The 24730-nt window shown below is 59.9% G+C and carries 22 protein-coding genes; 11 read left to right on the plus strand and 11 right to left on the minus strand.

The features are described 5' to 3' along the window. Window positions 1–19 precede the first annotated feature (19 nt). From QPJ95_RS00600 to QPJ95_RS00620, 5 genes are all read left to right on the plus strand, one after another. Complete coding sequence (locus QPJ95_RS00600) at window positions 20–373, plus strand: VOC family protein (protein WP_270918673.1); 354 nt, start codon at window positions 20–22, stop codon at window positions 371–373. Continuing rightward, window positions 370–768 (plus strand): hypothetical protein, encoded by a 399-nt coding sequence (locus tag QPJ95_RS00605; RefSeq protein ID WP_270918674.1) that lies wholly within the window; start codon window positions 370–372, stop codon window positions 766–768. Before QPJ95_RS00600 ends, QPJ95_RS00605 begins: the two co-directional genes overlap by 4 nt. 280 nt (window positions 769–1048) lie before the next feature. Next, on the plus strand, window positions 1049–2560 hold the full coding sequence (gene gatB, locus QPJ95_RS00610) for an Asp-tRNA(Asn)/Glu-tRNA(Gln) amidotransferase subunit GatB (protein WP_270918675.1): 1512 nt from the start codon (window positions 1049–1051) through the stop codon (window positions 2558–2560). Between the two features lie 121 nt (window positions 2561–2681). After that, window positions 2682–3929 (plus strand): peptidase T, encoded by a 1248-nt coding sequence (pepT, locus tag QPJ95_RS00615; protein ID WP_270918676.1) that lies wholly within the window; start codon window positions 2682–2684, stop codon window positions 3927–3929. 139 nt (window positions 3930–4068) lie between these two features. Continuing rightward, window positions 4069–4557, plus strand: a complete 489-nt coding sequence (locus QPJ95_RS00620; RefSeq protein WP_270918743.1) for a DUF4177 domain-containing protein — start codon at window positions 4069–4071, stop codon at window positions 4555–4557. A gap of 26 nt (window positions 4558–4583) precedes the next feature. On the opposite strand, the gene QPJ95_RS00625 is transcribed toward QPJ95_RS00620, so the two are convergent. After that, window positions 4584–4838: a BolA family protein gene (locus QPJ95_RS00625; RefSeq protein WP_270918677.1), complete on the minus strand. Its 255-nt coding sequence runs from the start codon at window positions 4836–4838 to the stop codon at window positions 4584–4586. 105 nt (window positions 4839–4943) lie between these two features. Here QPJ95_RS00625 and QPJ95_RS00630 point away from each other — a divergent pair, with 105 nt between their 5' ends. Further along, window positions 4944–5570 (plus strand): DnaJ domain-containing protein, encoded by a 627-nt coding sequence (locus tag QPJ95_RS00630; RefSeq protein WP_270918678.1) that lies wholly within the window; start codon window positions 4944–4946, stop codon window positions 5568–5570. Window positions 5571–5910: 340 nt separating this feature from the next. Here QPJ95_RS00630 and QPJ95_RS00635 read toward each other — a convergent pair whose 3' ends face one another. The 4 genes from QPJ95_RS00635 to QPJ95_RS00650 form a co-directional block, all read right to left on the minus strand. Beyond that, window positions 5911–8055, minus strand: coding sequence for a DEAD/DEAH box helicase (locus QPJ95_RS00635; RefSeq protein ID WP_270918679.1), 2145 nt, complete (start codon window positions 8053–8055; stop codon window positions 5911–5913). Window positions 8056–8311: 256 nt separating this feature from the next. Next, window positions 8312–8644 carry a GYD domain-containing protein gene (locus QPJ95_RS00640; RefSeq protein WP_270918680.1) on the minus strand — a complete coding sequence of 111 codons (333 nt, stop codon included), beginning with the start codon at window positions 8642–8644 and terminating at the stop codon, window positions 8312–8314. Window positions 8645–8726: 82 nt separating this feature from the next. Then, window positions 8727–9527: a DUF2182 domain-containing protein gene (locus QPJ95_RS00645; protein ID WP_270918681.1), complete on the minus strand. Its 801-nt coding sequence runs from the start codon at window positions 9525–9527 to the stop codon at window positions 8727–8729. Continuing rightward, complete coding sequence (locus QPJ95_RS00650; protein WP_270918682.1) at window positions 9520–10158, minus strand: DUF1326 domain-containing protein; 639 nt, start codon at window positions 10156–10158, stop codon at window positions 9520–9522. Before QPJ95_RS00650 ends, QPJ95_RS00645 begins: the two co-directional genes overlap by 8 nt. Window positions 10159–10441: 283 nt before the next feature. Here QPJ95_RS00650 and cobS point away from each other — a divergent pair, with 283 nt between their 5' ends. The 4 genes from cobS (at window position 10442) to QPJ95_RS00670 (ending at window position 15799) form a co-directional block, all read left to right on the plus strand. Then, complete coding sequence (gene cobS, locus QPJ95_RS00655) at window positions 10442–11428, plus strand: cobaltochelatase subunit CobS (protein WP_270918683.1); 987 nt, start codon at window positions 10442–10444, stop codon at window positions 11426–11428. Window positions 11429–11624: 196 nt separating this feature from the next. Then, complete coding sequence (cobT, locus tag QPJ95_RS00660; protein ID WP_270918684.1) at window positions 11625–13502, plus strand: cobaltochelatase subunit CobT; 1878 nt, start codon at window positions 11625–11627, stop codon at window positions 13500–13502. Between the two features lie 104 nt (window positions 13503–13606). Then, complete coding sequence (locus QPJ95_RS00665) at window positions 13607–15397, plus strand: aminopeptidase P family protein (RefSeq protein WP_270918685.1); 1791 nt, start codon at window positions 13607–13609, stop codon at window positions 15395–15397. Between the two features lie 60 nt (window positions 15398–15457). After that, the gene (locus tag QPJ95_RS00670; RefSeq protein WP_270918686.1) at window positions 15458–15799 is read left to right on the plus strand and encodes a DUF427 domain-containing protein; all 342 of its coding nucleotides are present in this window, start codon (window positions 15458–15460) and stop codon (window positions 15797–15799) included. A gap of 188 nt (window positions 15800–15987) precedes the next feature. Here the strand turns inward: QPJ95_RS00670 and QPJ95_RS00675 are convergent, their stop codons facing one another. Beyond that, the gene (locus QPJ95_RS00675; protein ID WP_270918687.1) at window positions 15988–16179 is read right to left on the minus strand and encodes a hypothetical protein; all 192 of its coding nucleotides are present in this window, start codon (window positions 16177–16179) and stop codon (window positions 15988–15990) included. 96 nt (window positions 16180–16275) lie between these two features. Here QPJ95_RS00675 and QPJ95_RS00680 point away from each other — a divergent pair, with 96 nt between their 5' ends. Next, a complete protein-coding gene (locus tag QPJ95_RS00680) occupies window positions 16276–17211 on the plus strand; it encodes a LysR family transcriptional regulator (protein WP_270918688.1) in 936 nt (311 codons plus the stop codon). A gap of 20 nt (window positions 17212–17231) precedes the next feature. Here QPJ95_RS00680 and QPJ95_RS00685 read toward each other — a convergent pair whose 3' ends face one another. The 5 genes from QPJ95_RS00685 to ftsZ all read right to left on the minus strand — a co-directional run bounded on the left by QPJ95_RS00685 (window position 17232) and on the right by ftsZ (window position 24588). Continuing rightward, window positions 17232–18914 (minus strand): chloride channel protein, encoded by a 1683-nt coding sequence (locus tag QPJ95_RS00685; RefSeq protein WP_270918689.1) that lies wholly within the window; start codon window positions 18912–18914, stop codon window positions 17232–17234. Between the two features lie 148 nt (window positions 18915–19062). Next, window positions 19063–20715, minus strand: a complete 1653-nt coding sequence (recN, locus tag QPJ95_RS00690; protein ID WP_270918690.1) for a DNA repair protein RecN — start codon at window positions 20713–20715, stop codon at window positions 19063–19065. A 30-nt stretch (window positions 20716–20745) separates the two neighbouring features. Further along, a complete protein-coding gene (locus QPJ95_RS00695; RefSeq protein WP_270918691.1) occupies window positions 20746–21594 on the minus strand; it encodes an outer membrane protein assembly factor BamD in 849 nt (282 codons plus the stop codon). 249 nt (window positions 21595–21843) lie between these two features. Next, complete coding sequence (gene lpxC, locus QPJ95_RS00700; protein ID WP_270918692.1) at window positions 21844–22779, minus strand: UDP-3-O-acyl-N-acetylglucosamine deacetylase; 936 nt, start codon at window positions 22777–22779, stop codon at window positions 21844–21846. Between the two features lie 210 nt (window positions 22780–22989). Further along, window positions 22990–24588: a cell division protein FtsZ gene (ftsZ, locus tag QPJ95_RS00705; RefSeq protein ID WP_270918693.1), complete on the minus strand. Its 1599-nt coding sequence runs from the start codon at window positions 24586–24588 to the stop codon at window positions 22990–22992. Window positions 24589–24730 lie beyond the last annotated feature (142 nt).

Below are 24730 nucleotides of genomic sequence, written 5' to 3' on the forward strand. Positions count from 1 at the left end.
CAAGTGAATTGGAGAAAACATGCCCTCACCTTTTGTATGGTTTGACAATATTGGTGCGCAACGCGAGGAAACCGTCCATTTCCTGAACGAGACATTTGGCTGGTCAGCCAATAGCGTTGGGCCGATGACATTTCTGGAGAGTGGCAGTGGAAAGCCGTTTGCAGCGGCCTGTGACCCCATGGACGGGCTCAGCGGATGGGTGCCCTATATCGAGGTTGAAGATCTGACATCTGCGGTGACCAAAGCCGCGTCAAATGGCGCCACAATTATTGCGGAAAACTTGACTGGACCCGCGGGCGTTGCGACCTTCATTCGGGATCCGGGCGGCGCCCCGCTGGCCCTGTGGAAGCGGGATGGGAACGCCAAGGCATGACAAAGCACCTGATCTCCGTGCTCGCCTTTATGGCGGTCACCTTTGCGGTGCAGGGATCCTCGCACTTTCTGCTCAACAAAGATCACTTTGCCGCAGTGGGGTTCCTGCGCGGGTCCCCCATTATGCTGATGGGATTCTCCGTCATGATCATCCAGGGATTGATTCTGAGCCTGGCTCTTTCCCGGCTGGCCCCAACGGTGCCAACGCTGCGTGACGCAATAACCATCTCGTTGGGTTTTGGCCTGTTCCTGGCGAGTTACATTGTCCTGACAGAACCCGCCAAATACGCAGTGCCGTCCATTTTGGACTGGATAAAAATTGAGGCGACAGCCAGTGCGGTTCAATTTGGTGTGTTTGGCATCCTGTTGGGATGGATCCATCGAAAGATCGCATAAGGCGCTATCTACAATTGCCAACAGGAACCCCGATGTGCTGCCAACCACAGGAGCCCATCGGGGATTTCAGATAAATCAAGCCCCCCAGCTCTGCCAGCCCGGTTGGATGTTCGTCCCCCAACAGCTTGATCGCGGAAATCACTGGCACAGCCTGCACTGACCAGGCCAGGCTTCGGCCCCTTAACCCCGATTCCTCTGCCCGGCACCGCTCGTGCCTCTTGCCCCGGTTCACTGGCTGGCCTAGAACGCTGGCAAACCTGATCAAAGGAGCCGGTGCGACATGCTCGACCTGACATATGAACTGCCCAAACCCAAGGTGATCTCGGGTGCCAAGCATGACTGGGAACTGGTCATCGGCCTGGAGGTCCACGCTCAGGTCAGCTCCAACGCCAAACTGTTTTCCGGCGCCTCGACCCAGTTTGGTGCTGAACCAAACTCAAACGTGGCCTTTGTCGATTCCGCAATGCCCGGCATGCTGCCGGTAATCAACGAATACTGCATCGAACAGGCGGTGCGCACCGGACTGGGCCTGAAGGCGCAGATCAACCTGAATTCCGCCTTTGACCGCAAGAACTATTTCTACCCCGACCTGCCGCAGGGCTACCAGATCTCGCAGCTGTATCACCCCATCGTCGGCGAAGGCGAAGTGCTGGTCGAACTGGGCAACGGCTTGGCGCGCAACATTCGCATCGAACGCATCCACATGGAGCAGGACGCCGGCAAGTCGATCCACGATATGGATCCGAACATGTCCTTTGTTGACCTGAACCGTGTCGGCGTTTGCCTGATGGAGATCGTCAGCCGTCCCGACATCCGCAGCCCGGAAGAAGCCGCCGCCTTTGTCGCCAAGTTGCGTCAGATCATGCGCTACTTGGGCACCTGTGACGGCAATATGCAGAACGGCAATATGCGGGCTGATGTCAACGTATCGATCTGCCGTCCCGGTCAGTATGAAAAATACCAGGAGTCTCAGGACTTTGCCCATCTCGGCACCCGTTGCGAAATCAAGAACATGAACTCGATGCGGTTCATCCAGCAAGCGATCATTGTTGAAGCCGAACGGCAGATCAAAATCGTCGAGGCTGGCGGCACCGTGGCCCAGGAAACTCGTCTCTATGACGTCGAGAAGGGCGAGACCCGGTCGATGCGCTCCAAGGAAGAAGCGCACGACTATCGCTACTTCCCCGACCCCGATCTGTTGCCGCTGGAAATCGAGCAGGCCTGGGTCGACGAGATTGCCGCCACCCTGCCGGAACTGCCAGACGCCAAGAAATCGCGCTTTATCGCCGATTTTGGCCTGTCCGACTATGACGCCTCGGTGCTGACGGCGGATGTGGAATCGGCCGCGTATTTTGAGGCCGTGGCCGAAGGCCGCAACGGCAAGCTCTCTGCGAACTGGGTGATCAACGAACTTTTTGGCCGCCTGAAAGCCGACGACAAAGATATCGCCGACTGCCCGGTCTCTCCGGCGCAACTGGGCGGCATCATCGCGCTGATCTCGGCGGATACCATCTCCGGCAAGATCGCCAAGGATCTGTTTGAGATCGTCTATACCGAGGGTGGCGACCCGGCTGAAATCGTCGAGGCGCGCGGCATGAAGCAGGTGACCGACACCGGCGCCATTGAGGCGGCTTTGGACAAGATCATCGCCGACAACCCGGCGCAGGTGGAAAAAGCCAAGCTGAACCCAAAACTGGCGGGCTGGTTTGTCGGGCAGGTGATGAAAGCCACCGGCGGCAAGGCCAACCCCAAGGCCGTGAACCAGCTAGTAGCGCAAAAACTGGGCGAATAACCCAACGGTTACAGCAAGTAATACGAGGGCGGCCATAGGGTCGCCCTTTTGTTTTGCCGCCTTCATCAGCTTGACTCTCCGCCAAGCGGCCCGTTCTCTGGGCAAAAATTCAGGAGTCACCATGCAGAACAGTTTCAATCAGGAACTCGAAGACCGGCTTGTCCGCTATGCTGCAATCGATAGCCAAAGCGACGAAAACTCTCCCTCGGCCCCGAGTACCAAATGCCAGTTCGGGATGTTGGACCTGCTCAAGGAAGAGCTCAGCTCCATTGGCGCACAGGACGTGCAGCTGACTGAATACGGCGTTGTGCTAGCCACCATTCCAGGCACTGTGCCGGGGCCAACGATTGGCTTCCTTGCCCATGTGGACACGGCGCCGCAGTTCAATGCAACAGGCGTCAAACCACGGGTGATCAAGGGCTACAACGGCGGTGATATCACCTTCCCGGACAATCCCGACCTTGTGTTGTCTCCGGCCGAGCATCCGTATCTGGCGACCAAACAGGGCCACAACCTGATAACGGCATCTGGCACCACTCTTTTGGGGGCCGATGACAAGGCGGGTGTGTCGATCATTATGACAATGGCACGTCATATGCTGGACAATCCAGACTTCCGCCGCGGACCAATCCGCATCGCCTTTACCCCGGACGAAGAAATTGGCCGCGGCGTGGGCGACGCGCTGATCACAGATCTGGCCGCCGATTTTGCCTATACTCTGGATGGCGGCGAAGTGGGTGAGATCGAATTTGAGAGCTTCTCGGCTGACCGCGCCGTTGTCACCGTTACCGGCGTCTCTATCCATCCCGGTCTGGCAAAAGAGAAAATGGTCAACGCCATCCACCTTGCCTCCAAGATCATACAGACGCTGCCGCAGGCAACCATGACACCCGAGACCACCGATGACCGCGACGGCTTTATCCATGCCACGGATATGCTTGGTGGATCGTCTGAAATGGTGATCAAACTGATCCTGCGTGATTTTGAAATGGAGGGGCTGGCGGCCAAAGGCAACATCCTGCGGCAGGTTTGCAGCGCGGTGCAGGCCACGGAACCCCGCGCATCCATCACCTGCGAAATCTACCCGCAATACCGCAACATGCGCTACTGGCTGGAGAAAGACATGACGCCGGTTGAGCTCGCCCGGGAGGCCAGCAAGGCGCATGGGATTGACCCGGTGTCAGTGCCCATTCGAGGCGGCACCGACGGCTCGCGGCTCACGGAACTGGGAATCCCGGCGCCAAATATCTTTACCGGCATGCAATGCATCCACGGACCACTGGAATGGATCTCGGTGCAGGACATGGTGACCGCAACCGAAGTTTGCCTGTCGCTGGCCAGCCTGGCCGCAGATAAGCAGGCCGGATAAAGCCCCCAAAGGCAAATCAAGTTGGGCGCTGGGGTGATACCGGCGTCCAATTATGCGATGTGCCGCTGGCGTCACATTCCCACCTTGGCCTGCCCCCCTGCTCTTGCTAAACACATGCAACAAACAAACGATCCGGATCCTGATGATGTTCGAGTACAAAGTTGTTCCCGCCCCCGCCAAGGGCACCAAGGCCAAAGGGGTGAAGACGCCTCAGGGGCGGTTTGCCGTGACCATTGAGCAGCTGCTGAATGACATGGGGGCTGACGGCTGGGAGTTTCAGCGCGCCGAGCTGTTGCCCAGCGAGGAGCGCTCGGGGCTGACCGGATCAACCACCCATTGGCGTAATGTGATGGTGTTTCGCCGCCCCACCGGGGATGAGGAAATGAGCATGCCCGCCGCACAGGCAGATCACAGCCCCTCCGTCCGCGCTGTCCACGCCCCTGAAACGGTGCCGCTGACCGCAATCGCGGGCGACCCTCAGGCTGCGGCAGATGCCACCCCGGTGCCCGGTGCCGGTGCCCGCGAAATGCAGGCCGATGATGGTGTCGAAGAGCTGAGCCCGGTGGCTGGCGTCACCGCCGCGCTGAAAGCACGGGCCAAGCAGCAAAGCGACGAGGACGGCCAGTAATCAGGCCGCCCCAGCCCGCCTCTTGATCAGGCGTCGATGTCCAGTGCCAGCGCGTGGATGCGCGGCACAATATCCCCCAGCGCCTTGTGCACCATGCGATGACGCTGCAGCCGGTTTTGTCCGCCAAACGCGGCGGCCCGGATCATCACGTTAAAGTGGCTTTCGCCGTGCCCGTCGTGCCCCGCATGGCCGCGGTGGCTGTCACTGTCATCAACGACCTGTAATTCAGACGGTTGAAACGCCTCTTGCAGCCGATTTTCGATCTCTTGCGTGATGTTCATAGCCTCATTTCCCATATTTTTTTCGTTACCCCCTTCTATCTGCCGCTGTGTAGATTAAAGTGTTTGCTCCGAGTCGAATAGATGCGTCGTAGAAGGTGCACCCCCATGAGCAAGTCAGATCCTTTCGGTTTCGATATGTCGGTCCGATCCGCCAAGAAAAAAAACCCGCGCGGGCGGCGCAGCATGTCCGGAGCCTCCGAGACCTCCGTGCGTGAATGCCACCACGAAGGCTGCCAGGAGGCCGGCAAGTTCCGCGCCCCCAAGGCGCCGGATGTGTTGGATGATTTCTTTTGGTTCTGCCAAGAGCACGTCCGTGAATACAATAGTAAGTGGAGCTTCTTTGATGGCACGACCGAGGCCGAATTGAATGCCCAGTCATCCAAGGACAAGGTCTGGGAACGCGAAACCCGGCCAATAGGCGATCCCGAGGCACGGGCCTGGGCCCGGTTGGGCATCGAGGACCCGCAGCAGGTTTTGGGCGCCAATGCCACCCAGAACCCCGGCAAAAACGGCGGCAGCACCGGCCGCCGCCTTCCCGCCACCGAACGTCGCGCGATCGAAATTCTGGAGGCCAGTGATGGCTGGACCAAAATTGAGATCCGCAAGGCCTATAAGAAACTGATCAAAGTGCTGCACCCCGACATGAACGGCGGCGACCGCTCGCAGGAAGAACAGCTGCAAGAGGTGATGTGGGCCTGGGATCAGATCAAGGACAGCAAGACCTTTAAATAAGCCGGTCACAAACCATAGCTATCAAAGGGCGCCATTGCAGGTGCCCTTTTTTGATTCTCCCATCCGCGATCGGCCACCCAAAGGGTCGAACTGGCAGGCAAAGGGACGCATCCGTTCTGGCTCGTGCACAATGCGATACCGCCGCAGCGCAGACAGCCCTCGACGACGGTCGCCTTCAGGCTCTGCGCGAGGGGCGCCCGGCCAGGTCGCGATTGCTGGTAATGCCCTCGGTCTGCGGCAGGTGGGCCGGTACCAGGTGGGCCAGTTCCCGATATTTCATCACCGCAAAACCGGGGTCGACAAAGGAAAAGGGCGGCCCAACCGGGCCGCCCTTTGTTACTCAGTTCCCCTTGCGAGGCTTGCTCTTGGCGAAACCGCCGCCACCTTTGGCGGGGCCTCCCTTGGCCAGCGCCGCACGGGCCTTGTTCTTTTTGCTGTCAGCCCGGCCCTTGGGGGGGGGCGGACCTTTGCGGTCACTGTCGCCGCCGGGCTTACCGGCATAGGGCTTACTGTCGCCAGTCTTGCGCCGTTTCAGCGGCGTGACGTGTTCTTCACCCGGACGCGCCATGCGCTGAGACGGGTTGCCGCCACCTTTGCCGATCCCTGCCTTGGGTTTTTTCGAGCGGGGCGCAGGGGAATCGTTCCAATCGACCGGAGGGGTCGACGATTTGCCGCCATATTTGGCGTCGCCACCCTTCTTACCCGCATCCTCGCGCGGTTTGTAGTCGTCACGCGGTTTGCGATCTTCGCGAGGCTTGAAATCGTCACGCGGCTTGCGATCTTCGCGTGGCTTATAATCGTCGCGCGGTTTGCGATCTTCGCGTGGCTTAAAGTCGCCACGGGGCTTGCGATCATCGCGACGCGGGCCGCTGCCCTCAAATTTGGGGCGTGGCGAATGGGCGATATCCGGGGCCTTGTCCAGCTTGACAACCTTGGAGCCTTCAACTTCAGGTTTGCCCAGTGCCTTGAGGAAGCCATCGACACTGCTCTGGCGCAGCTCAACATAGCTTTCTTGGCCCTGCACCCGGATGGCGCCGATATCGTCCTTGGACAGGTTGCCTGCCTTGCACAGCATCGGCAGCAAACGACGCGGTTCAGCGCCCGCATCGCGACCACCGGAAATCGAGAACCAGACCGAAGGACCAAACGGCTCGCGCTCTTTGCGGGCGCCCTTGTCCTGACCGGGATCACCCAGTTCCTCGGGCGCAGTGTGGCGCGAATGGAACAGGCGCAGATAGGCTGCGGCCAGCTGTTCGGGCGCAAACTTCTCCAGCAGGTTTGCCACTGGTGTGGCCTCTGCGTCGGTGACGACTTCGGTCCAGGTTGCATCGCCCAGCATACGGGCCTCGTCCTGACCACGAACCGCTTCGGCGCTTGGCGCGTTCAGCTCTTCGGCGGTGAGTTTGGCCGCCCGCAACAGGCGCATCGCCTTGCCGCGTGACTTGGGTGGTACGATCAGCGCAGAGACACCCTGGCGTCCGGCCCGGCCAGTCCGGCCTGAGCGGTGCAGCAGGGTTTCGTGGCTGTTTGGCAGTTCGGCATGAACCACCAGATCCAGCTTGGGCAAGTCAATGCCGCGCGCCGCCACATCGGTGGCCACGCAGACGCTGGCACGACCGTCGCGCAGGGATTGCAACGCGTTGGACCGCTCGGCCTGCGACAGCTCGCCCGACAGCGCCACCACCGAGAAGCCCCGGTTCGACAGGCGTGTGGTCAGACGGTTGACCATTGCACGGGTGTTACAGAACACCAGCGCATTGGGCGCTTCGTGGTAGCGCAACACGTTGATGATGGCGTTTTCGCTATCGCGCTGAGACACAGCCAGCATTTGATAATCAATATCCGCGTGCTGCGATGTCGCGGCAACGGTGGTGATCCGCTCGTAATCCTTCAGATAGGTTTCAGCCAGACGCGCGATGCCTTTTGGCACGGTGGCCGAGAACATCAGGGTGCGACGGGTTTCAGGGGTTTCGCCCAGAATGAATTCCAGATCTTCGCGGAAACCGAGGTCGAGCATCTCGTCGGCCTCGTCCAGCACCACGGCGCGCACTTCGGACAGGTTGATCGAGCCGCGCATGATGTGGTCGCGCAAACGACCCGGTGTGGCCACAACGATATGGGTGCCGCGATCCAGCGCCCGGCGCTCGTCGCGCATATCCATGCCGCCAACGGTCGAGGCCATATGGGCCCCGGCGCCGGCATAGAGCCATTCCAGCTCGCGCTTGACCTGCATTGCCAATTCACGCGTGGGTGCAATCACCAGCGCCAAGGGTGATGCGGCGCGGCCAAAGCCTTCGTCGTCACCGAGCAAGGTCGGCGCCATCGCCAGACCAAATCCTACTGTTTTGCCCGAGCCAGTCTGGGCCGAGACCAACAGATCCTTAGACACCAGATCAGGGTTGCTGACCTCTTGCTGGACCTGGGTCAACGATTCGTAACCGCGCGCCTTGAGCGCCTCTGCGAGTGCTGTTTTCACGATATTCATTTTCGCTTGCTGCGGGGCACGGCAATTGGGACAGCCAGCCCGGAATTTTGATGGCACCACCATCCCGGTGGGCGGGGTCCACATGACCCGAATGGGGGCATGTAATAGGTTTCAGAGCAAAAGTATAGATGCTCTGTGGTAAAGGCAGCTATGCGTTCAGCGGCCGACAAAAATCAACCCCATAGGAAAGCCCCCTTCGCCGGAGATCACTGCCTGCGGTTCGGGCCGCCGGTATCAAGGCGACCCAGACCGAATTTCAGGATCCAGGAGGCACATAGGCGCCGGTCAGGCCAGCAGCCTTCTTGATGACCGCTTCAAAATCATCGCTGGTCCAGGCCCGCACGGTTTCGGCCCGCGCGATCGCTCCCGATGCAGAGACCGCCATGGCGATCGCCACCGCATCCGAACCATCCGGAGCCTCTGAGACAAGCACAACATCATTGGTGCCGGTGGTGTTATACATCGCCACCAGCCTACCTCCGACCTTTTCGATCAGGCTCTGAACAACCGAAGATCTGTTTTCAGGTTTGCTGAGCAACCCCTTGATACCGACCTGAGAATAGCTTGCATATGTTATAAATAGTGGCATGTTTTTCTCCCATAACAGACTTGCCAGTCTCACAAATAATCCCTGACAGCTTTTGTCAGGGCCCAAGCTCTGCCGCCGAGTGTCAAGCCAGCGCAGAGATCAGCACATAGGTGCCAGCCACGATCAGAAATCCGCCCGTCAGGCGGGTCATCGCGCGTATCTGCGGCACGTTCTTTTCGGCCAGCACATAAAGCGCCAGCCCGACGATCCAGTAGACATTCATGATGCCGCCAACAAACAGCAGTGCCATCAGCGCCCAACAGCACCCCAGGCAATACCCGCCGTGGATCATCCCCAACCAAAGCGCCCCGGTTGCGCCCGGGCGGCGATGCTGCACCAGAAACGCGCCGGGCGAGCGGCAATGGGCCAGGCAGGCATGTTTGAGACCACTCATCTGGTACAGTCCCGCAAGCAGCACCACCACCCCGGCCAGCCCGCCGGACCTGATCGGCATCATTGCGCCCATCGACAGACCAAGGGTCTCGACCTGCCATTGCGCCAGAGTGGCGATCAGGCTGAAGCCCCCCCAAGCCAACAGATACCCGGCCAGGAACAAGTGACTAAGCAGTACAACCCGCTCCGCATCCGGTCCCATCCGTTTGACCGCCGTATACAACAGCAACATCGGGGCCGCACTGGGGGTCATCATGGCAATCATCATGACCCACCACATCGCAAAGTTCAGCAGCGCATAGCCCGGCGTCCACAGCGGACCTGCGGTCATCGAGACCTCCACCTCGGCAAAGGTATACCAGGCAGCCATCACGGTGATCGACAGCGCCGACAGGGCAACGATCAGCCCGTCCCGGCGTGCCAAGCGTTCCACCGCCCCCCGCCCCAAGACGGGATTTTCCGGCGCTACATCCGCTCCCCCTTCAGGCACCAACTCGTCCTTCTCCGGTCAGATGCAGACTGGCGAAATGCGCATGGGTTCCTGAATTCTTGAGCAACTCAATCGCCCCGCCCGAGGTCTTGGTGCTGCCCATGGCCATCTCGGCAAAGCCAAATTCAAACCCGTTCGGCAGCCGGATCCCCACACGGTGCGGCGCCCCCGACATGATATGTGGAATCGGTTCGGCGTTGACCTCGACGACGCCAGCAACACTGCCTTTGCCGATCCGATCCTCAGCGTTTATCTCAACCGAAATCGGCGCAATGATCGTTTCATGCTTGGTTGGGCACATGGCGCTGAAAACATACCACATGGTGGCCATTTCAACGGTATCCTTGCCGGTCATGATGGCCTCCAGCGCGGCCCGCTGCGCAGCACTGGCAGTCTCATCTATAATAAGCTGCATCTGGCCTTCACCCTCGTGGATTGCGCCGGGCCATTTATAGACCCCGGCAGCCAGCAGCCCGCCAAGCTGAACATCGCCATAATTTCCCTTGTCGATGCGGAAAAATACCGCCGCCTCGCAGGTGCCATCCGTTGGCAGCACACCAAATTGGCAGGGACAGCCGAAGTTACAGTTACAATTGACAATTTCCTCGCCCTGAATGCTCCATTTTTCCACAGAAAATCCCCCCGAACAAATCGTTACCAAAACAGCACAACCGCCGCTCGGGTTCTCCCCGCAACGACGCCTTCCCTAATGATAGGGCGTCTTTCTGGATTACGACCTGAATGTCGCAGAAAATTTTCATCTCCTGAAACCGCCGCCAACTAAGGCCAGGCGGCAAACAAACACCAAGCCAACTGGCATACGGTTGCACTTCCCCTTGCCCTCGCCGGTAAGATGTTGCACCAATCCGACAAACGGGGCCCCACCCTAGGGAAAAGAATAAGGATCGCGCGTCATGAGCAACGGCTTGCTGGATATCAATGCTAAACCCACCGAGAGCATCTCGGTCCGCGATGTGTTTGGCATCGACACCGACATGACAGTCAAGGGCTTTGCCGAAAGCTCCGAACGGGTGCCAACGATCGATCCCACCTACAAATTCGACCCCGACACCACGATGGCGATTCTGGCCGGGTTCTCGCACAATCGCCGGGTGATGATCCAAGGTTACCACGGCACAGGCAAATCCACCCATATCGAACAGGTTGCCGCAAGGCTGAACTGGCCTGCGGTGCGGGTCAACCTCGACAGTCACATCTCCCGGATCGACCTGATCGGTAAGGATGCGATCAAGCTGAAAGACGGCAAGCAGGTCACTGAGTTCCACGAGGGTATCCTGCCTTGGGCGTTGCGCAACCCGGTTGCGATTGTGTTTGATGAATATGACGCCGGCCGTGCCGATGTGATGTTTGTGATCCAGCGGGTGCTGGAGCATGATGGCAAGCTGACCCTGCTGGATCAGAACGAGATCATCACTCCGAACCCCTATTTCCGCCTGTTCGCCACCGCCAACACTGTTGGTCTGGGCGACACCACCGGACTGTACCACGGCACTCAGCAGATCAACCAGGCCCAGATGGACCGCTGGTCGCTGGTGGCGACGCTGAACTATCTGAGCCACGACGCCGAAACCATGATCGTGCTGTCCAAGGCACCGCATTACAACACCGAGGCCGGTCGCAAGACCGTCAGCCAGATGGTCACCGTCGCCGACCTGACCCGCACCGCGTTCATGAACGGTGATCTGTCCACCGTGATGTCGCCGCGGACGGTGATCAACTGGGCGCAAAACGTCGAGATCTTCCGCAATGTGGGCTATGCCTTCCGGCTGTCGTTCCTGAACAAATGTGACGAACTGGAGCGCCAGACCGTCGCCGAGTTCTATCAGCGCTGTTTCGATGAGGAACTGCCCGAGAGCGCCGCAAACGTGAGCCTCGGCTAACTTGTGACGACCCGCCCGGCGGCAACGCCGGGCAGTGCCCGTCCGCTCTGCCAAACCGAAGGTTTGCCTTCGGTGAAACGGAGCGGGCACTTCGTTTCCCGCCCGCGGCCGGGCTCTGCCTTCTCTGCTAAGATGAGAGGAGACTGGACATTGGCTGCGCAAGACGGAATGCTTGGACCAAGGACACTGCGTGACCATGAAAAAACCAAACGACAATCCAGCTGATCCGTTCAAAAAGGCCCTCGCCGAGGCCACCAAGGTGATGGCCAATGATGCCGAGCTGAGCGTCAGCTATACAGTTGACCCCTCGGGCTTGTCTGGTGACGCCATGCGGCTGCCGCAGGTGTCGCGCCGGATGACCCGGCAAGAGGTGCTGCTGGCGCGTGGCACCGCCGATGCGCTGGCCCTGCGGCACCGGTACCACGACGATGGCGTCCACACCAAATACGCCCCTCCGGGTGACATGGCGCGGGATCTCTACGAGGCGATGGAAACCGCCCGCTGCGAGGCGATGGGGGCGCGGCATATGCCGGGCACTGCCAGCAATATCGACGTCAAAATCCAGAACGAGGCGCTGCGCAAGGGCTATGACCAGTGCAAGACCGCATCCGAGGCGCCGCTGGCGGTCTCGGCCGGCTATCTGATCCGCCATCTGGCCACTGGTCGCCCATTGCCCGCGGGCGCTGCCAATGTGATGGAACTGTGGCGCGGCTTTATCGAAGGTCAGGCCGGCGACACCCTGGAGAACCTGGACCAGACAATCGACAATCAGGCCGAGTTTGCCAGGTTTGCACGGCAAGTGATCTCGGATCTTGGCTATGGCGATCAGCTGGGCGACGACCCGGACCAACAGGATGATGATCAGGACGATCAGGCCGAAGACGACGGCGATGAGCAGAACGACCCGGATAGCTCCGGTCAGGACGATGCCTCGGACGATGAGGCTGACGCCGAGCCCGAGCAAAGCCAGGAGCAGCAGCAGGACGAACAGCAGGCCCAGGTCTCGGCCGATGATATGGCCGACGAGGAAACCGGCGAAGAAACTGAGATGCCGGATGGTGAGGCACCACTGGAGCCACCGACCCCGATGCCGCCCTCGGATGCCGACCCCGACTACCGGGTCTATATGGGCGACCACGACGAGGAAATTCGCGCCGAAGATCTGGCTGAGCCGGCCGAGCTGGAACGGCTGCGGGCCTATCTGGACCAGCAGCTGGAACCGCTGAAGGGTGCAGTCAACCGGTTGGCCAACAAGCTGCAGCGCCGCCTGCAGGCGCAGCAGAACCGCTCATGGGAATTTGATCTGGAGGAAGGCATTCTGGATGCCGGCCGTCTGGCACGGGTGGTGGTCAGCCCCACCACGCCGCTGTCGTTCAAGATTGAAAAAGACACCGAGTTCCGCGATACCGTGGTGACGCTGCTGATCGACAATTCCGGCTCGATGCGGGGACGGCCGATTTCCATCGCCGCAATCTGTGCCGACGTGTTGGCCCGCACGCTGGAGCGCTGCAACGTCAAGGTCGAGATCCTCGGCTTTACCACCAGGGCCTGGAAAGGCGGCCAGGCACGCGAAGTCTGGCTGAACGATGGTCGCCCGCAGATGCCGGGCCGATTGAACGATCTGCGCCACATCATCTACAAAAGTGCCGACGCCCCCATGCGCCGCACCCGGCCCAATCTGGGGCTGATGATGAAAGAAGGCCTGCTGAAGGAAAACATCGACGGCGAGGCGCTGGAATGGGCACATCGGCGGATGGCGGCGCGACAGGAATCGCGCAAAATCCTGATGGTGATTTCCGATGGCGCGCCAGTGGATGACAGCACTCTGTCGGTGAACCCCGCCAATTATCTGGAAAAACACCTGCGCGATGTGATTGCCATGGTAGAGAAGAGAAAGATTGTCGAGCTGCTGGCGATTGGCATCGGTCACGACGTGACCCGCTATTACAACCGCGCGGTCACCATCACCGATGTGGAACAGCTGGCCGGCGCGATGACCGAACAGCTGGCAGCGCTGTTTGATTCAGATCCGCGGGCGCGAGCCCGGGTGATGGGGATCAAAAGGGCCGGCTAGCGCCGCCCCTTGCCTCCGGCGGAGGTATTTGGAACAAGAAGAAAATGGGGCGCGTCACCGGCTGGGCGCGCCTTTTTATTTAGGCCCGTATTGGAGGACCCTGCATGTATCAGACATTTGATGTGACCGCCCGCCCGGAACAGGGACCGCCGCGACTGCAGGCTCTGCGGGTTGAGATGACAGCGCAACACCTGGATGGGTTTCTGGTGCCGCGCGCCGATGCGCATCAGGGGGAATATGTGGCGCCTCGCGATGAACGGCTGAGCTGGCTCACCGGGTTTACCGGATCGGCCGGCTTCTGCGCGGTTTTGCAAGACAAGGCCGGGGTCTTCATCGACGGGCGCTATCGCACTCAGGTCAAACGGCAGGTGGCGGATGCCTTCACACCGGTGCCCTGGCCTGAAGTCTCGCTGGCGCAGTGGCTGAAAGAGCAGATGCCCGAAGGCGGCCGCCTTGGCTTTGACCCGTGGTTGCACGCGGCGGGGCAAATGCAAACGCTGCTAAAAGACCTTTGGGGCAGTGGCATTGAGCTGGTGCAGGTGGATAATCTGGTGGACCGGATCTGGCAGGATCAGCCTGATGCCCCCCTACAAAGGGTGAGCGTCCACGCGCTGGATCATGCCGGCGAAAGCGCGGCAGACAAATGTGCCCGTCTTGCCAAGACATTGCGCAAGGCCGGTCAGGCGGCGGCGGTGATCACCCTGCCCGACTCGATCATGTGGCTGCTGAATATTCGCGGTGCCGATATCCCGCGCAACCCGGTGGCACAGGGGTTCGCCATTTTGCATGACGATGGGCGCGTCGATCTGTTTATGGATCAGGCAAAGCTGGTTGGTCTGGCCGATCATCTGGGATCCTCGGTGACGCAGCAGGCCCCAGCCGGTTTCCAGACTGCGGTGGCGGCGCTGACCGGCACTGTTGCAGTGGACGAGACCACGATCCCTCAGGCGCTGGCTGATGTTCTGGGCGACCGTCTGTTGAATGCCGGAGACCCCTGCTCGCTACCCAAGGCGCGCAAGAATACCGCCGAGATCGCCGGCAGTGCCGCGGCGCATCTGCGCGATGCCGGCGCGGTTGTTGAACTGCTGGCCTGGCTGCAGGCGCATGCGCCAGGCAGCCTGACCGAGATCGATGTGGTGGTAAAACTGGAAGACCTGCGCCGCCGCGATCAGATGCTGCGCGACATCAGCTTTGAGACCATCGCCGGCACCGGCGAAAATGGTGCCGTCATGCATTACCGGGTCACCGAGGACAGCAACAGCTGGTTGCAGGATGGTGATCTTCTGGTTCTGGACAGTGGCGGTCAGTATCTGGATGGCACCACCGACATCACCCGCACCCTGCCTATTGGAGCGCCCGGCGAGGACCAGCGGGCGGCCTTTACCCGGGTGCTGCAGGGCATGATTGCCATGTCCCGACTGCGCTGGCCCAAGGGGCTGGCGGGACGGGACATCGAGGCCGTCGGCCGGGTGCCGCTGTGGCAGGCGGGGCAGGATTTCAATCACGGGCTGGGCCATGGTGTCGGCGCGTTTCTGAGTGTTCACGAAGGGCCGCAGCGATTGAGCCGGGCCAGTCATGTTCCACTGGAAACCGGTATGATCCTGTCGAATGAACCAGGCTACTACCGCGAGGGCGCCTTTGGCATCAGGATCGAGAACCTGCTGGTGGTGCAGCCCGCTGCTGAATTGGCCAGCGCCGACCCCGAGAGGCAGATGCTGAGCTGGCAGACTTTGACCTATGTACCAATTGACCGGCGGTTGATCGTCGCTGAGATGCTGAGCTTCGACGAACGGCACTGGCTGAACAGCTACCATCAAGAGGTCGCTGCCAAAATCGGCCCCCTCGTCAGTGCGCAGGCGCGCGCCTGGTTAGAGGATGCAACGGCCGCAATTTGATACCCGGCTGCTAGACAGCTGTTCAAAGCCCAAAAGTACAAAAATGACAGGAAATAGCACATGACGGAGATTCGCATTCGCAAGGTCAGCGGCACCTGGGTTATTCGCTCCGGCGGCGCCATTCTGGGAGAAAGCAATAATGTGCTGGAGCTGAACGAAGGCGAACTGGCGCCGGTGATATACTTCCCGCGCGACGATATTGCCATGGCTCTGCTCGACCAAAGCAGCAAGACCACCCATTGCCCGCATAAGGGTGACGCCAGCTATTTCTCGATCGTCAACAAGTCTTCGGTGACCGAGAATGCCGTTTGGAGCTATGAGAATCCAATCGAGGCCGTCGCAGAAATCAAGGACCACCTAGCCTTTGTGATTGGCGAGTCAGTCAAGGTTGAACAGCTGTAGGGTCTCCACAGACCTGTCTCATATGACCTGCAGCCCGCCTGGAAACAGAAACGGTCTGACGTTGCCGCAATGCGTTCCGTCAGATCAAGGCCGCCCAGCGGCGGACCGATCAGTCCCCCAACCTGCAACAGGGCGCGCGGTTCAACACGGCCCAGGCCGTTGCAACCTGCTCCGCAGTCAGGTTTTTGTCAGTAAAACAAAGAATTACTTAGTTGGCGCCGTGCGGCTTCCATCGCTTCACCCGATCCAACAAAATGCGTTTCGTTTGCACATCTGATCGCGTAATCGATGAGAGCCTCCATTGCCACTCGTTCGTTTTCTTGCTCGCTCATTTTTTTATTTAAATCAGTCTCTTGCGGACCAACTTTCGAGAAGAACATAGTATTCCTTCCGTCGTGCCTGTGAGTAATGCTACTGCCGTATCGCATCCTGTGGCAAACCTATGGACAAGATCAATCGAAAGAAAAAATTAACCTATGCGCAATGTAGATATATCACAGGTCAATGGTCGCATTTTGCGCATATTTCTCGCAGTCTTTGACTTGCAATCGGTAAGCAAAGCGGCGCACCAGTTGGACATCAACCAATCGACGGTCAGCCACAGCATTGAAAAGCTCCGCTCCATTCTGGGCGATGGCCTGTTTGTTCAGGCCGGGCGTGGCATTATCCCCAGCGCCCATGCCGAAATGATGGCTCCCAAGATCCGTCAATTGCTAGCAGATATGGAGGCGCTGGTCGATCTCGGCGACTATGATCCGTTAGAGGACGATGAGCCGTTTACCATCGCAGCTAACGGCAGCACGCTGGCCTGCGGTGTCACCCGGCTGCGTGACAGCATCTGGAGCCATGTCCCTGGAAAGACGGTGATCTTTCGCGAGTTGGGATCCCGCGCCAATGCCGAAATGCTTCTGGACAACGCCAGTGCAAACATCGCCATAACGGTGCGTCCCTCCTCCTATCCACAGGCCTTGAAACATCAGCTGTTATTCACCGACCGGATGGTGGTGTATTATGATGCCTCGATTTTGGGACCTATTCGGACGGTCTCAGATTTCAGCAGCGCCCGCCACGCCACATTGGATTTTGGTGGCCGAGCAAATAGCGAACTGGCGCAAACCTTGGAAAAGCAGGGACTGAGCCGTAAGATATCCTGCATGGCGCCAAATGTTTGGTTGCTGGCCGAGATGATCCGTGGGACCGATCTAATCGCAACACTGCCGTCACAATTGGCACCGACGGTCTTTTACGGGTTGCAATCCTGCGCCCTGCCTCTTGTACAATCCGAGCTGAACTTTGATCTGGTCTGGCACCGCCGCTACGATAACTCCGCCCGTCTGAAATGGCTGCGCGACGTGATCCAGAAATCCATGGCCGCAGAAACCCGCTCCCCAGCAGCGCCTGACCGTGCCTGACCGTGCCTGAGACCTTCAGCTCAGCGATGCTCTTCCGCAGCGGCGGCAGCCAGCGCCCGGTTATAGGCCTTTAGCGCGTCGACATGATACAGCGCCCCCAAGATTTCAGAGCTGTCGCCATTTTGTGAAATCACCGGCAAATAGGCCACATCAGCGCCATCAAAGATCGGCATCGCAGCATCGAGACTGGCGCTGGCAGGCAGTACCAGCCCCCGGTCGACCAGCACCGCACAGTCCTCGGCCGCTGCACAGCGTGGATCCGCCAGTGGCCGCATCATCGTGCCGACCCGGATCGTCGCCAGCAGATAGGCCTGCGGACCAGCTGCGCAGTGAATGCCTCGCTTGGTCAGCTGGGTCAGGAAAAACGAACGATTGACCAGCCGCGAGGCCAGCGCGGTCGACATCGAGACCGCCACCATCACAGCCAGGCCAATTTGCCAATCGCCGGTCAGCTCAAACACAATCAGGGTTGTGGAAATCGGCGCGCCCAGCACGGCGGCGGCCACCGCGCCCATCCCCGCAAAGGCATAGAGCGTGTGGGTGCCCGAGACATCAGGGAGAATCGAGGTGGCGATCAGCCCAAAGGCCAGCCCGGTCAGCGCCCCGATCATCAGCGATGGCGAGAACACGCCGCCGCCCATGCGGCCACCCATGGTGATCGCTACCGCGGCCGTTTTGACCATGGCAAACAGGATCACCTGCCCCAGAACCAGACTGCCGGTCAGGGCCAGCACCGTGGTCTCATAGCCAACGCCGATGACATGCGGAAACCAGATTGCAATAAGCCCCAACAGCACACCGGCCGCCATCGGCCGCAGCCAGCGCGGCAAGGCAAGCCGATCTTGCATATAGCTGCCAACCGCGTCGGCCCAGAATATCGACCGCATCAGCACCACGGCCACCAGACCGCAGATCATTCCCAACAGCAAAAATGCCGGCAGCTCGACGTAGAACTGCAGCGCACCGGGAGTGACCAGGTCGAATTCGGTCACATCGCCATAGGCCATCCGGTTGATCACCGTGCCGGCCACCGAGGCAATCACGATCGGCGCAAAAGCATGCACCGCAAAATGGCGCAGCACCACCTCAAGGGCAAACAGCGCGCCGGCGATGGGCGCATTGAAACTGGCCGAGACCGCCGCCGCCACCGCACAGCCCAAAAGATCCCGCCCGGTCAGGCCATCGGCGCCGATCCGGGTGCTGACCCAGGTCGAAATCACCGCCGCCAGATGCACCACGGGCCCCTCACGCCCAGTGGAGCCGCCGGTGCTCAGGGTTAGGAACGAAGCCAGCGCCGAGGCCAACCCGGCCCGCACCTCAACCCGGCCATCCCCCAGCGCTGCCCCCTCGATCACATCGGCCACCGAGCGCACCCGCCCGTCCGGCGTGAAATGGTGCAGGATCAAGCCAACGATAAGGCCGCCAACCGTAGGAATCAGCAGCACCCAGTACCAATCAAGATTCTGCACAAAACTGTGCAAAAAATGCACATCTTCGGCCCCATAGACCCAGGCCTGAAGCGCTGCGGTGCCCATGCGAAAAAACAGTGCGGCAAATCCGGCGGCAATGCCGATGAGCAGGGCGATGAACCAGAACTGCACCTGGCTGGGGCCGCGCTGGCGAATGAGCCTCCAGCCGTCACGCATCGCAGCCCGAAGCTGTGCCCGCTGGGTCAACGATTCTGAACGGGTACTGTCAGCCATCATATGCCTCTGATCTGGTCCCAAGCTGTTTAGGACAGGGGGATGCTACGAAAAAGACAGTTAATTTTGTCACTAGCCCTCCGCACTATTCAGTTTCTTCAAAGAAACTGACCCGGAAAATTCGAATTTTCCGAATCTGCGGTACAGTTTACCCCACCAGCAACGATCGCGCCGCGGCCCGCGCCTCATCTGTGATGGTGTCGCCGGACACCATCCGGGCAATTTCAGTGATCCGCTCATCGCGGTCTAGCGGCACAACAGTGGACAGGGTGACTTCATTCACCACCTGTTTTTGCACCCGCCAATGATAGGCCCCCAGCGCCGCAACCTGCGGTGAATGTGTCACCACCAGCACCTGACCGCCCTCGGCCAAAGCCGACAGACGACGCCCCACCGCATCTGCGGTTGCACCGCCGACACCGCGGTCGATCTCGTCAAAGATCAGTGTCTGGCCACCATCTTCGCCGTGCAGGCAGACCTTGAGCGCCAGCAGAAACCGGCTCAGCTCGCCGCCCGAGGCAATCTTGTTCAACGGGCCCGCAGGGGCCCCGGGGTTGGTGGCCACGGTAAAGGACACGGCATCCTGCCCCTCGGGGCCCGGCTCGGCCGTCTCAAAAGTCGTCTCGAACACCGCCCGCTCCATTTTCAGCGGCGCCAGTTCCGCCATCACTGCCTGGTCCAAGGCTGCGGCCTTCTGCCTGCGCCCGGCGCTCAGGGCGGTGGCGGCGGTATTATAGGCTGCTTGTGCCGCGGCAAGCGCCGCTTCCTGTTCCGCAAGCTGGCGGTCACCGGCATCCAGCGCCGCCAGTTTAACCCGCAGGGTTTCGGCATAGCTGCCAAGGTCATCGGCCAGCACATCGTGTTTACGGGCCAAAGCCCGGATGGCAAACAAACGCTCTTCACATTGTTCCAAGTCGAACGGGTTAAACTCCAGATGGTCCAGCACCCGACCGACGCCATCCTGCGCTTCGCCCAGTTCCAGCATGGCGCGGCTCAGCGCTGCCAGCGGGGCGTCCAGGCTGGCAGCGTCACTGCCCTCGGCCGCCTCAAGCCAGCGCTGTGCCTCAATCATTGCGCCTTCGGCGCCATCATTCAGCAGCCGCTGTGCCCGCTCCACGTCACCGCGAATGCGTTCGGCGCCCTGCATCATCCGTCGCCGGACATCAAGTTCGGCATCCTCGCCGGGGGCCGGGTTCAGCTGGTCCAGCTCTGCCACCGCGTGGCGCAGAAACTCTTCCTCGGCCCGAACCGCATCCAGCGCTGTCCGTGTGGCATTCACTGCCTTGCGGCTGCCTGCCAACCCGGTCCAGGTCTGCCGCACCGTCGCCAGAAGATCTCCAAGATTGGCGTATTGATCCAACATCGCCCGGTGGCTGCGTGGGTTCAGCAAGCCGCGGTCATCATGTTGACCATGCAGTTCCACCAATGTCGCCGACAGCGCCCGCAGCACCTCGCCCGAGCAGCGCCGATCGTTGACCCAAGCCGTCTTGCGCCCTTCGGCGGTGTTGACCCGGCGCAGAATCAACGCGCCATCTTCGCTCGGCGGCAAGCCGGCCTCGCTTAACACAGCATGAGCAGGATGGCCGTCAGGAAGGTCAAATTCCGCAACAACTTCGCCCTGCGCTGCGCCACGGCGCACCAATTCAGCGCGGCCGCGCCAGCCCAGTACAAAGCCAAGCGAATCAAGAAGAATGGACTTGCCGGCCCCGGTCTCGCCGGTCAGCACGTTCAGCCCGGCTTGAAAGTTCAGCTCAAGATGATCAATGATCAACAGATCGCGGATATCAAGCGTGCGTAGCATCGCCGAGCCCTATCTCCTGTGCAGAAGACCCTACAGCCATTGGCCTTTAACCGACTGGCGATAGATCTGGCTCAGCCAGTTGTTGCCCCGGTCTTTCATCTTCAGCCCATTGGCAGTCAGCAGTTTATAGCTGTCCTCATACCAGTCGGTTGAGCGATAGTTATGGCCCAGAATGGCACCGGCCGTTTGGGCCTCGGCAGTCAGGCCCAGCGACAGGTAAGCCTCGACCAGTCGATGCAGCGCCTCGGGGGTGTTGCTGGTGGTTTGGAAATCCTCGACCACCACCCGGAACCGGTTGATCGCCGATGAATAATGTCCGAACCGCAGATAATAACGGCCAATTTCCATTTCCTTGGCCGCCAGGTGGTCGAACGCCAGATCAAATTTGAGAATCGCCGAATTAGCATATTCACTATCGGGGTAGACCTCAATGACCGTGCGCAGCGCTTGCAACGCCTGGAAAGTCAAGCCCTGATCGCGCCCCACTTCGTCGATCTGATCGTAATAGCTGAGCGCCAGAAGATACTGCGCATAAGCCGCGTCTTCGTCGGTTGGATAGAAATCAATGAACCGCTGCGCCGCACCGCGGCTGCTCTCATAGTCCTTGCCCTGATGATAGGTGAAGGCCTGCATGATCAGCGCCTGCTGCGCCCATGACGAATAGGGGTACAGCCGTTCGATCTCAGAAAAATAATAGGCAGCGTCTTCGGTGCGATCCCGGGCCAGATCAAATTCGCCACGCTGGAAAATCTGCTCGGGGGTAAAAGCCGCGAGATCCGTCGTCCGGTCGCCCTCGCGGCCTTTGCCACTACAGCTGACCAAGGCGGTCAGCAGAAGAACTGCGCCAAAGGTTCTGGCCCCTGCTCTGATGCCGATCATGATCGCCTAACCTCACCGTCTTATCTTGCTTAACTTGCGGGTGTTTACCCCGGTTATGCTGGGTCTAGCACATTCATCTAACGTGCAAAACGCCTTTAATTCTATTTCGCATTCACTTGGCAGAGAAAGTCACCGATGGTCAAGGCCCGGCAGAGATCCGGATGCAAAACGACACTGATAAAATGGCCAAAAACCGGGCTGTGCCCGTCGGCCTGCCCATTGAAAACCATCAGATCATGTGGGTTTTGTTCAGGCGACGCGGGCGATTTCCGAAGGAATTTCCGACCAGATCAGACCCTGTCCGGGCAGCCGCGCGGTCATCACCGCATCACAGGTCACCGCGCGCACCGCGCCAGGGGTGGCAAACAGCTGGCGCAGTAGGGTATTGGTCAGGGCGTGACCGGCACGCTCCCCGACATAGTGACCAATCAGCGGCCCACCGATCAGCGCAAGATCCCCCAGAGCATCCAGCATCTTGTGGCGAACGGGTTCGTCATTGTGGCGAAGCCCGGCGCCGCTTTCGACAGAATCGCCGTCAAACACCACCGCATTTTCGCCGGGAACCCCTCCCAGCGCCAGGCCATTGGCCTGCATTGCCTCAACGTCGGACCGGCTGCAAAAGGTGCGGCTGTCGCAGAGCTCACGGGCAAAGGCACCGTTGCGCAGATCCAGCGTTTTGCTCTGGCGACCGATGGCCTCCTCAGTGAAATCAATATGAAACTCAATCCGCGTGCGATCCGATGGAAGCAGGGTCGCCCTAGCGCCATTGTGCTCCACCGTGACTGGTTTCAACACTTCATAGGCCACCACGGCGCGGTCCAGGCGCCGCAGCCCCTGGGTCATGATGGCCCGTACAAATGGCGCCGACGAGCCATCGACAATGGGCACTTCCGGGCCGTCCAGCTCCACCAGCGCATTGTGCACGCCGCAGCCAGCCAAAGCCGCCATGATGTGTTCGACGGTGGAAACCGAGACCCCTGCTGCATTGACCAGACGGGTGCACAGAGCTGTCCGCTCGACCATATCCCAACGGGCCGGGATCACGGTGTTGCCCAAAGCAATGTCAGTACGCTTGAAGCTGATGCCGTGCCCTGCAGGGGCCGGTTTCAGCACCATTTTGACGGGATGCCCCGAATGCAGGCCGACGCCTTCAATTGTCACTGATGTCTTGAGCGTATTTTGCACTCTTAGCCTCGTCGCACCGTTTCCAGCCTCATGAGCTGTGTTGGAGCAGAGTTAGGTGGTTGAATATAAAGGCACAACACAATCTTTGTAACCGATTGAAACATCACTGTTACAAATCGGCAAAACGCCGCTTAATACTTTTTAACGGTCTGCCATAAAACGATAAAAGGGCCGCCAATGGCGACCCTCTCAAACAGATATGTGACTGTTTTAATTGGCCTGACGGCGCAGGAACGCAGGAATCTCGATGCGATCCTGCTCAGGATTGACCTCTTGCACGGGGGCAGCAGCATGTGGCTGCACGATGGGTTGCTGACGCTGAGCCCCGGCAGGTGTATCGCCGGCCTGTCCGGTCATCCGGTGGATCAGCGAATTCAAGCCAAAGCCGGACCGCTGTTTGGTGTCATGCCGCTCAGCCTCCTGGGCTGCACCCGGAGACACCCGCTGGGCCGCCGCAGCCTGCAGCCGTACAATGGCCTCTGGCGACGGAGTGCCAAGCGCCGGAGCCTTAGGCGCAACAAAGCTCTGCTGAGGTGTCTCGGCGATATCAGCCTGCGGCTGGAACTCGGCCACTGTTGGCTGATAGGCGGGCATCGGCAGACCATCGTCAGCAACCAGCTCTGGCTCCTCAAAAATATCCTCGGCCTGGTCCTGAGCGGCAATCTGCTCAACCCCCATGCCCTCAAACAACGATGGCTCCTGAGCGGCAACTTCGGCAGCCGCAGGCGCCTCGATTGCAGCGCCCAGTTCCAGCGGCGCAGGGCGCCGGTTTTCGGCGGATACGGTTTGCTTCAGCGGGGCAGACATCGGGCGGCGCGGAACCGGTGAATCGAGACGCACCTCAACCGCGTCGATGCCAGTCGCCACAACAGAGACCCGAATTTTGCCTTCCATTTCAGTATCCAATGTGGAACCGACGATGATATTGGCCTCTGGGTCCACCTCTTCGCGAATGCGGTTGGCGGCTTCGTCCAGTTCAAACAGGGTCAGGTCATGGGCCCCGGTGATATTGATCAACACGCCCTTGGCACCGCGCAGGCTGATTTCGTCCAGCAGCGGGTTGGCAATGGCCTTTTCAGCAGCTTCGACGGCACGGGTTTCGCCCTCGGCCTCGCCGGTGCCCATCATCGCCTTGCCCATTTCGTCCATCACAGCGCGAACATCAGCAAAGTCGAGGTTGATCAGGCCGGGGCGGACCATCAGGTCGGTCACGCCTTTGACGCCTTGGTACAACACGTCATCCGCCATCGAGAAGGCCTCGGTGAAGGTGGTTTTCTCATTGGCCAACCGGAACAGGTTCTGGTTGGGAATGATGATCAGCGTATCAACGACCTTTTGCAGCGCATCGACGCCCTCTTCCGCCTGGCGCATCCGCTTGGCGCCTTCAAACTGGAACGGCTTGGTGACAACACCAACGGTCAGAACGCCCAGCTCGCGGGCGGCCGCGGCGATGATCGGGGCGGCACCTGTGCCGGTGCCACCGCCCATACCGGCGGTGATAAAGCACATATGCGCCCCCGCCAGGTGATCAACGATCTGCTCAATGCTCTCTTCGGCGGCGGCCATGCCAACCGAGGGGCGGGCGCCGGCGCCCAGACCTTCGGTGACCTTCACGCCCAGCTGCACCCGGCTCTGGGCGTTGCTTTGCTGCAGCGCCTGAGCATCGGTATTGGCGACAACAAAATCGACGCCATCCAGCTCTTTTTCGATCATGTTGTTGACCGCGTTTCCGCCAGCTCCACCAACGCCAAAAACAGTGATGCGTGGCTTCAGCTCTTCCTGTCCGGGCATCGATAGGTTCAATGTCATGCTCAGTCCGCCTGTTTTTTTGTGCCTCATTCCGAGGCATTATTATTCCTGTCCATCTTGACAGTACCAAGTGAGGGCAGACCCGTCACCAATAAAAGCGCGGTTCCCTACAAAATATGGCAAAATTGGGACAACTATCTGC

Source organism: Parasedimentitalea psychrophila, from assembly GCF_030285785.1.
GTDB lineage: Bacteria > Pseudomonadota > Alphaproteobacteria > Rhodobacterales > Rhodobacteraceae > Parasedimentitalea > Parasedimentitalea psychrophila.

Bases quoted from the DNA above. Each gene is read 5' to 3' on its own strand.
- QPJ95_RS00635 (WP_270918679.1), bottom strand. From the start codon at position 8,055: ATGAATATCGTGAAAACAGCACTCGCAGAGGCGCTCAAGGCGCGCGGT.
- recN (WP_270918690.1), bottom strand. From the start codon at position 20,715: ATGCTACGCACGCTTGATATCCGCGATCTGTTGATCATTGATCATCTT.
- pepT (WP_270918676.1), top strand. From the start codon at position 2,682: ATGCAGAACAGTTTCAATCAGGAACTCGAAGACCGGCTTGTCCGCTAT.
- QPJ95_RS00625 (WP_270918677.1), bottom strand. From the start codon at position 4,838: ATGAACATCACGCAAGAGATCGAAAATCGGCTGCAAGAGGCGTTTCAA.
- QPJ95_RS00670 (WP_270918686.1), top strand. From the start codon at position 15,458: ATGACGGAGATTCGCATTCGCAAGGTCAGCGGCACCTGGGTTATTCGC.
- ftsZ (WP_270918693.1), bottom strand. From the start codon at position 24,588: ATGACATTGAACCTATCGATGCCCGGACAGGAAGAGCTGAAGCCACGC.
- QPJ95_RS00685 (WP_270918689.1), bottom strand. From the start codon at position 18,914: ATGGCTGACAGTACCCGTTCAGAATCGTTGACCCAGCGGGCACAGCTT.
- QPJ95_RS00605 (WP_270918674.1), top strand. From the start codon at position 370: ATGACAAAGCACCTGATCTCCGTGCTCGCCTTTATGGCGGTCACCTTT.
- QPJ95_RS00695 (WP_270918691.1), bottom strand. From the start codon at position 21,594: ATGATCGGCATCAGAGCAGGGGCCAGAACCTTTGGCGCAGTTCTTCTG.
- QPJ95_RS00640 (WP_270918680.1), bottom strand. From the start codon at position 8,644: ATGCCACTATTTATAACATATGCAAGCTATTCTCAGGTCGGTATCAAG.
- QPJ95_RS00675 (WP_270918687.1), bottom strand. From the start codon at position 16,179: ATGTTCTTCTCGAAAGTTGGTCCGCAAGAGACTGATTTAAATAAAAAA.
- QPJ95_RS00630 (WP_270918678.1), top strand. From the start codon at position 4,944: ATGAGCAAGTCAGATCCTTTCGGTTTCGATATGTCGGTCCGATCCGCC.
- QPJ95_RS00665 (WP_270918685.1), top strand. From the start codon at position 13,607: ATGTATCAGACATTTGATGTGACCGCCCGCCCGGAACAGGGACCGCCG.
- QPJ95_RS00680 (WP_270918688.1), top strand. From the start codon at position 16,276: ATGCGCAATGTAGATATATCACAGGTCAATGGTCGCATTTTGCGCATA.
- QPJ95_RS00600 (WP_270918673.1), top strand. From the start codon at position 20: ATGCCCTCACCTTTTGTATGGTTTGACAATATTGGTGCGCAACGCGAG.
- cobT (WP_270918684.1), top strand. From the start codon at position 11,625: ATGAAAAAACCAAACGACAATCCAGCTGATCCGTTCAAAAAGGCCCTC.
- cobS (WP_270918683.1), top strand. From the start codon at position 10,442: ATGAGCAACGGCTTGCTGGATATCAATGCTAAACCCACCGAGAGCATC.
- gatB (WP_270918675.1), top strand. From the start codon at position 1,049: ATGCTCGACCTGACATATGAACTGCCCAAACCCAAGGTGATCTCGGGT.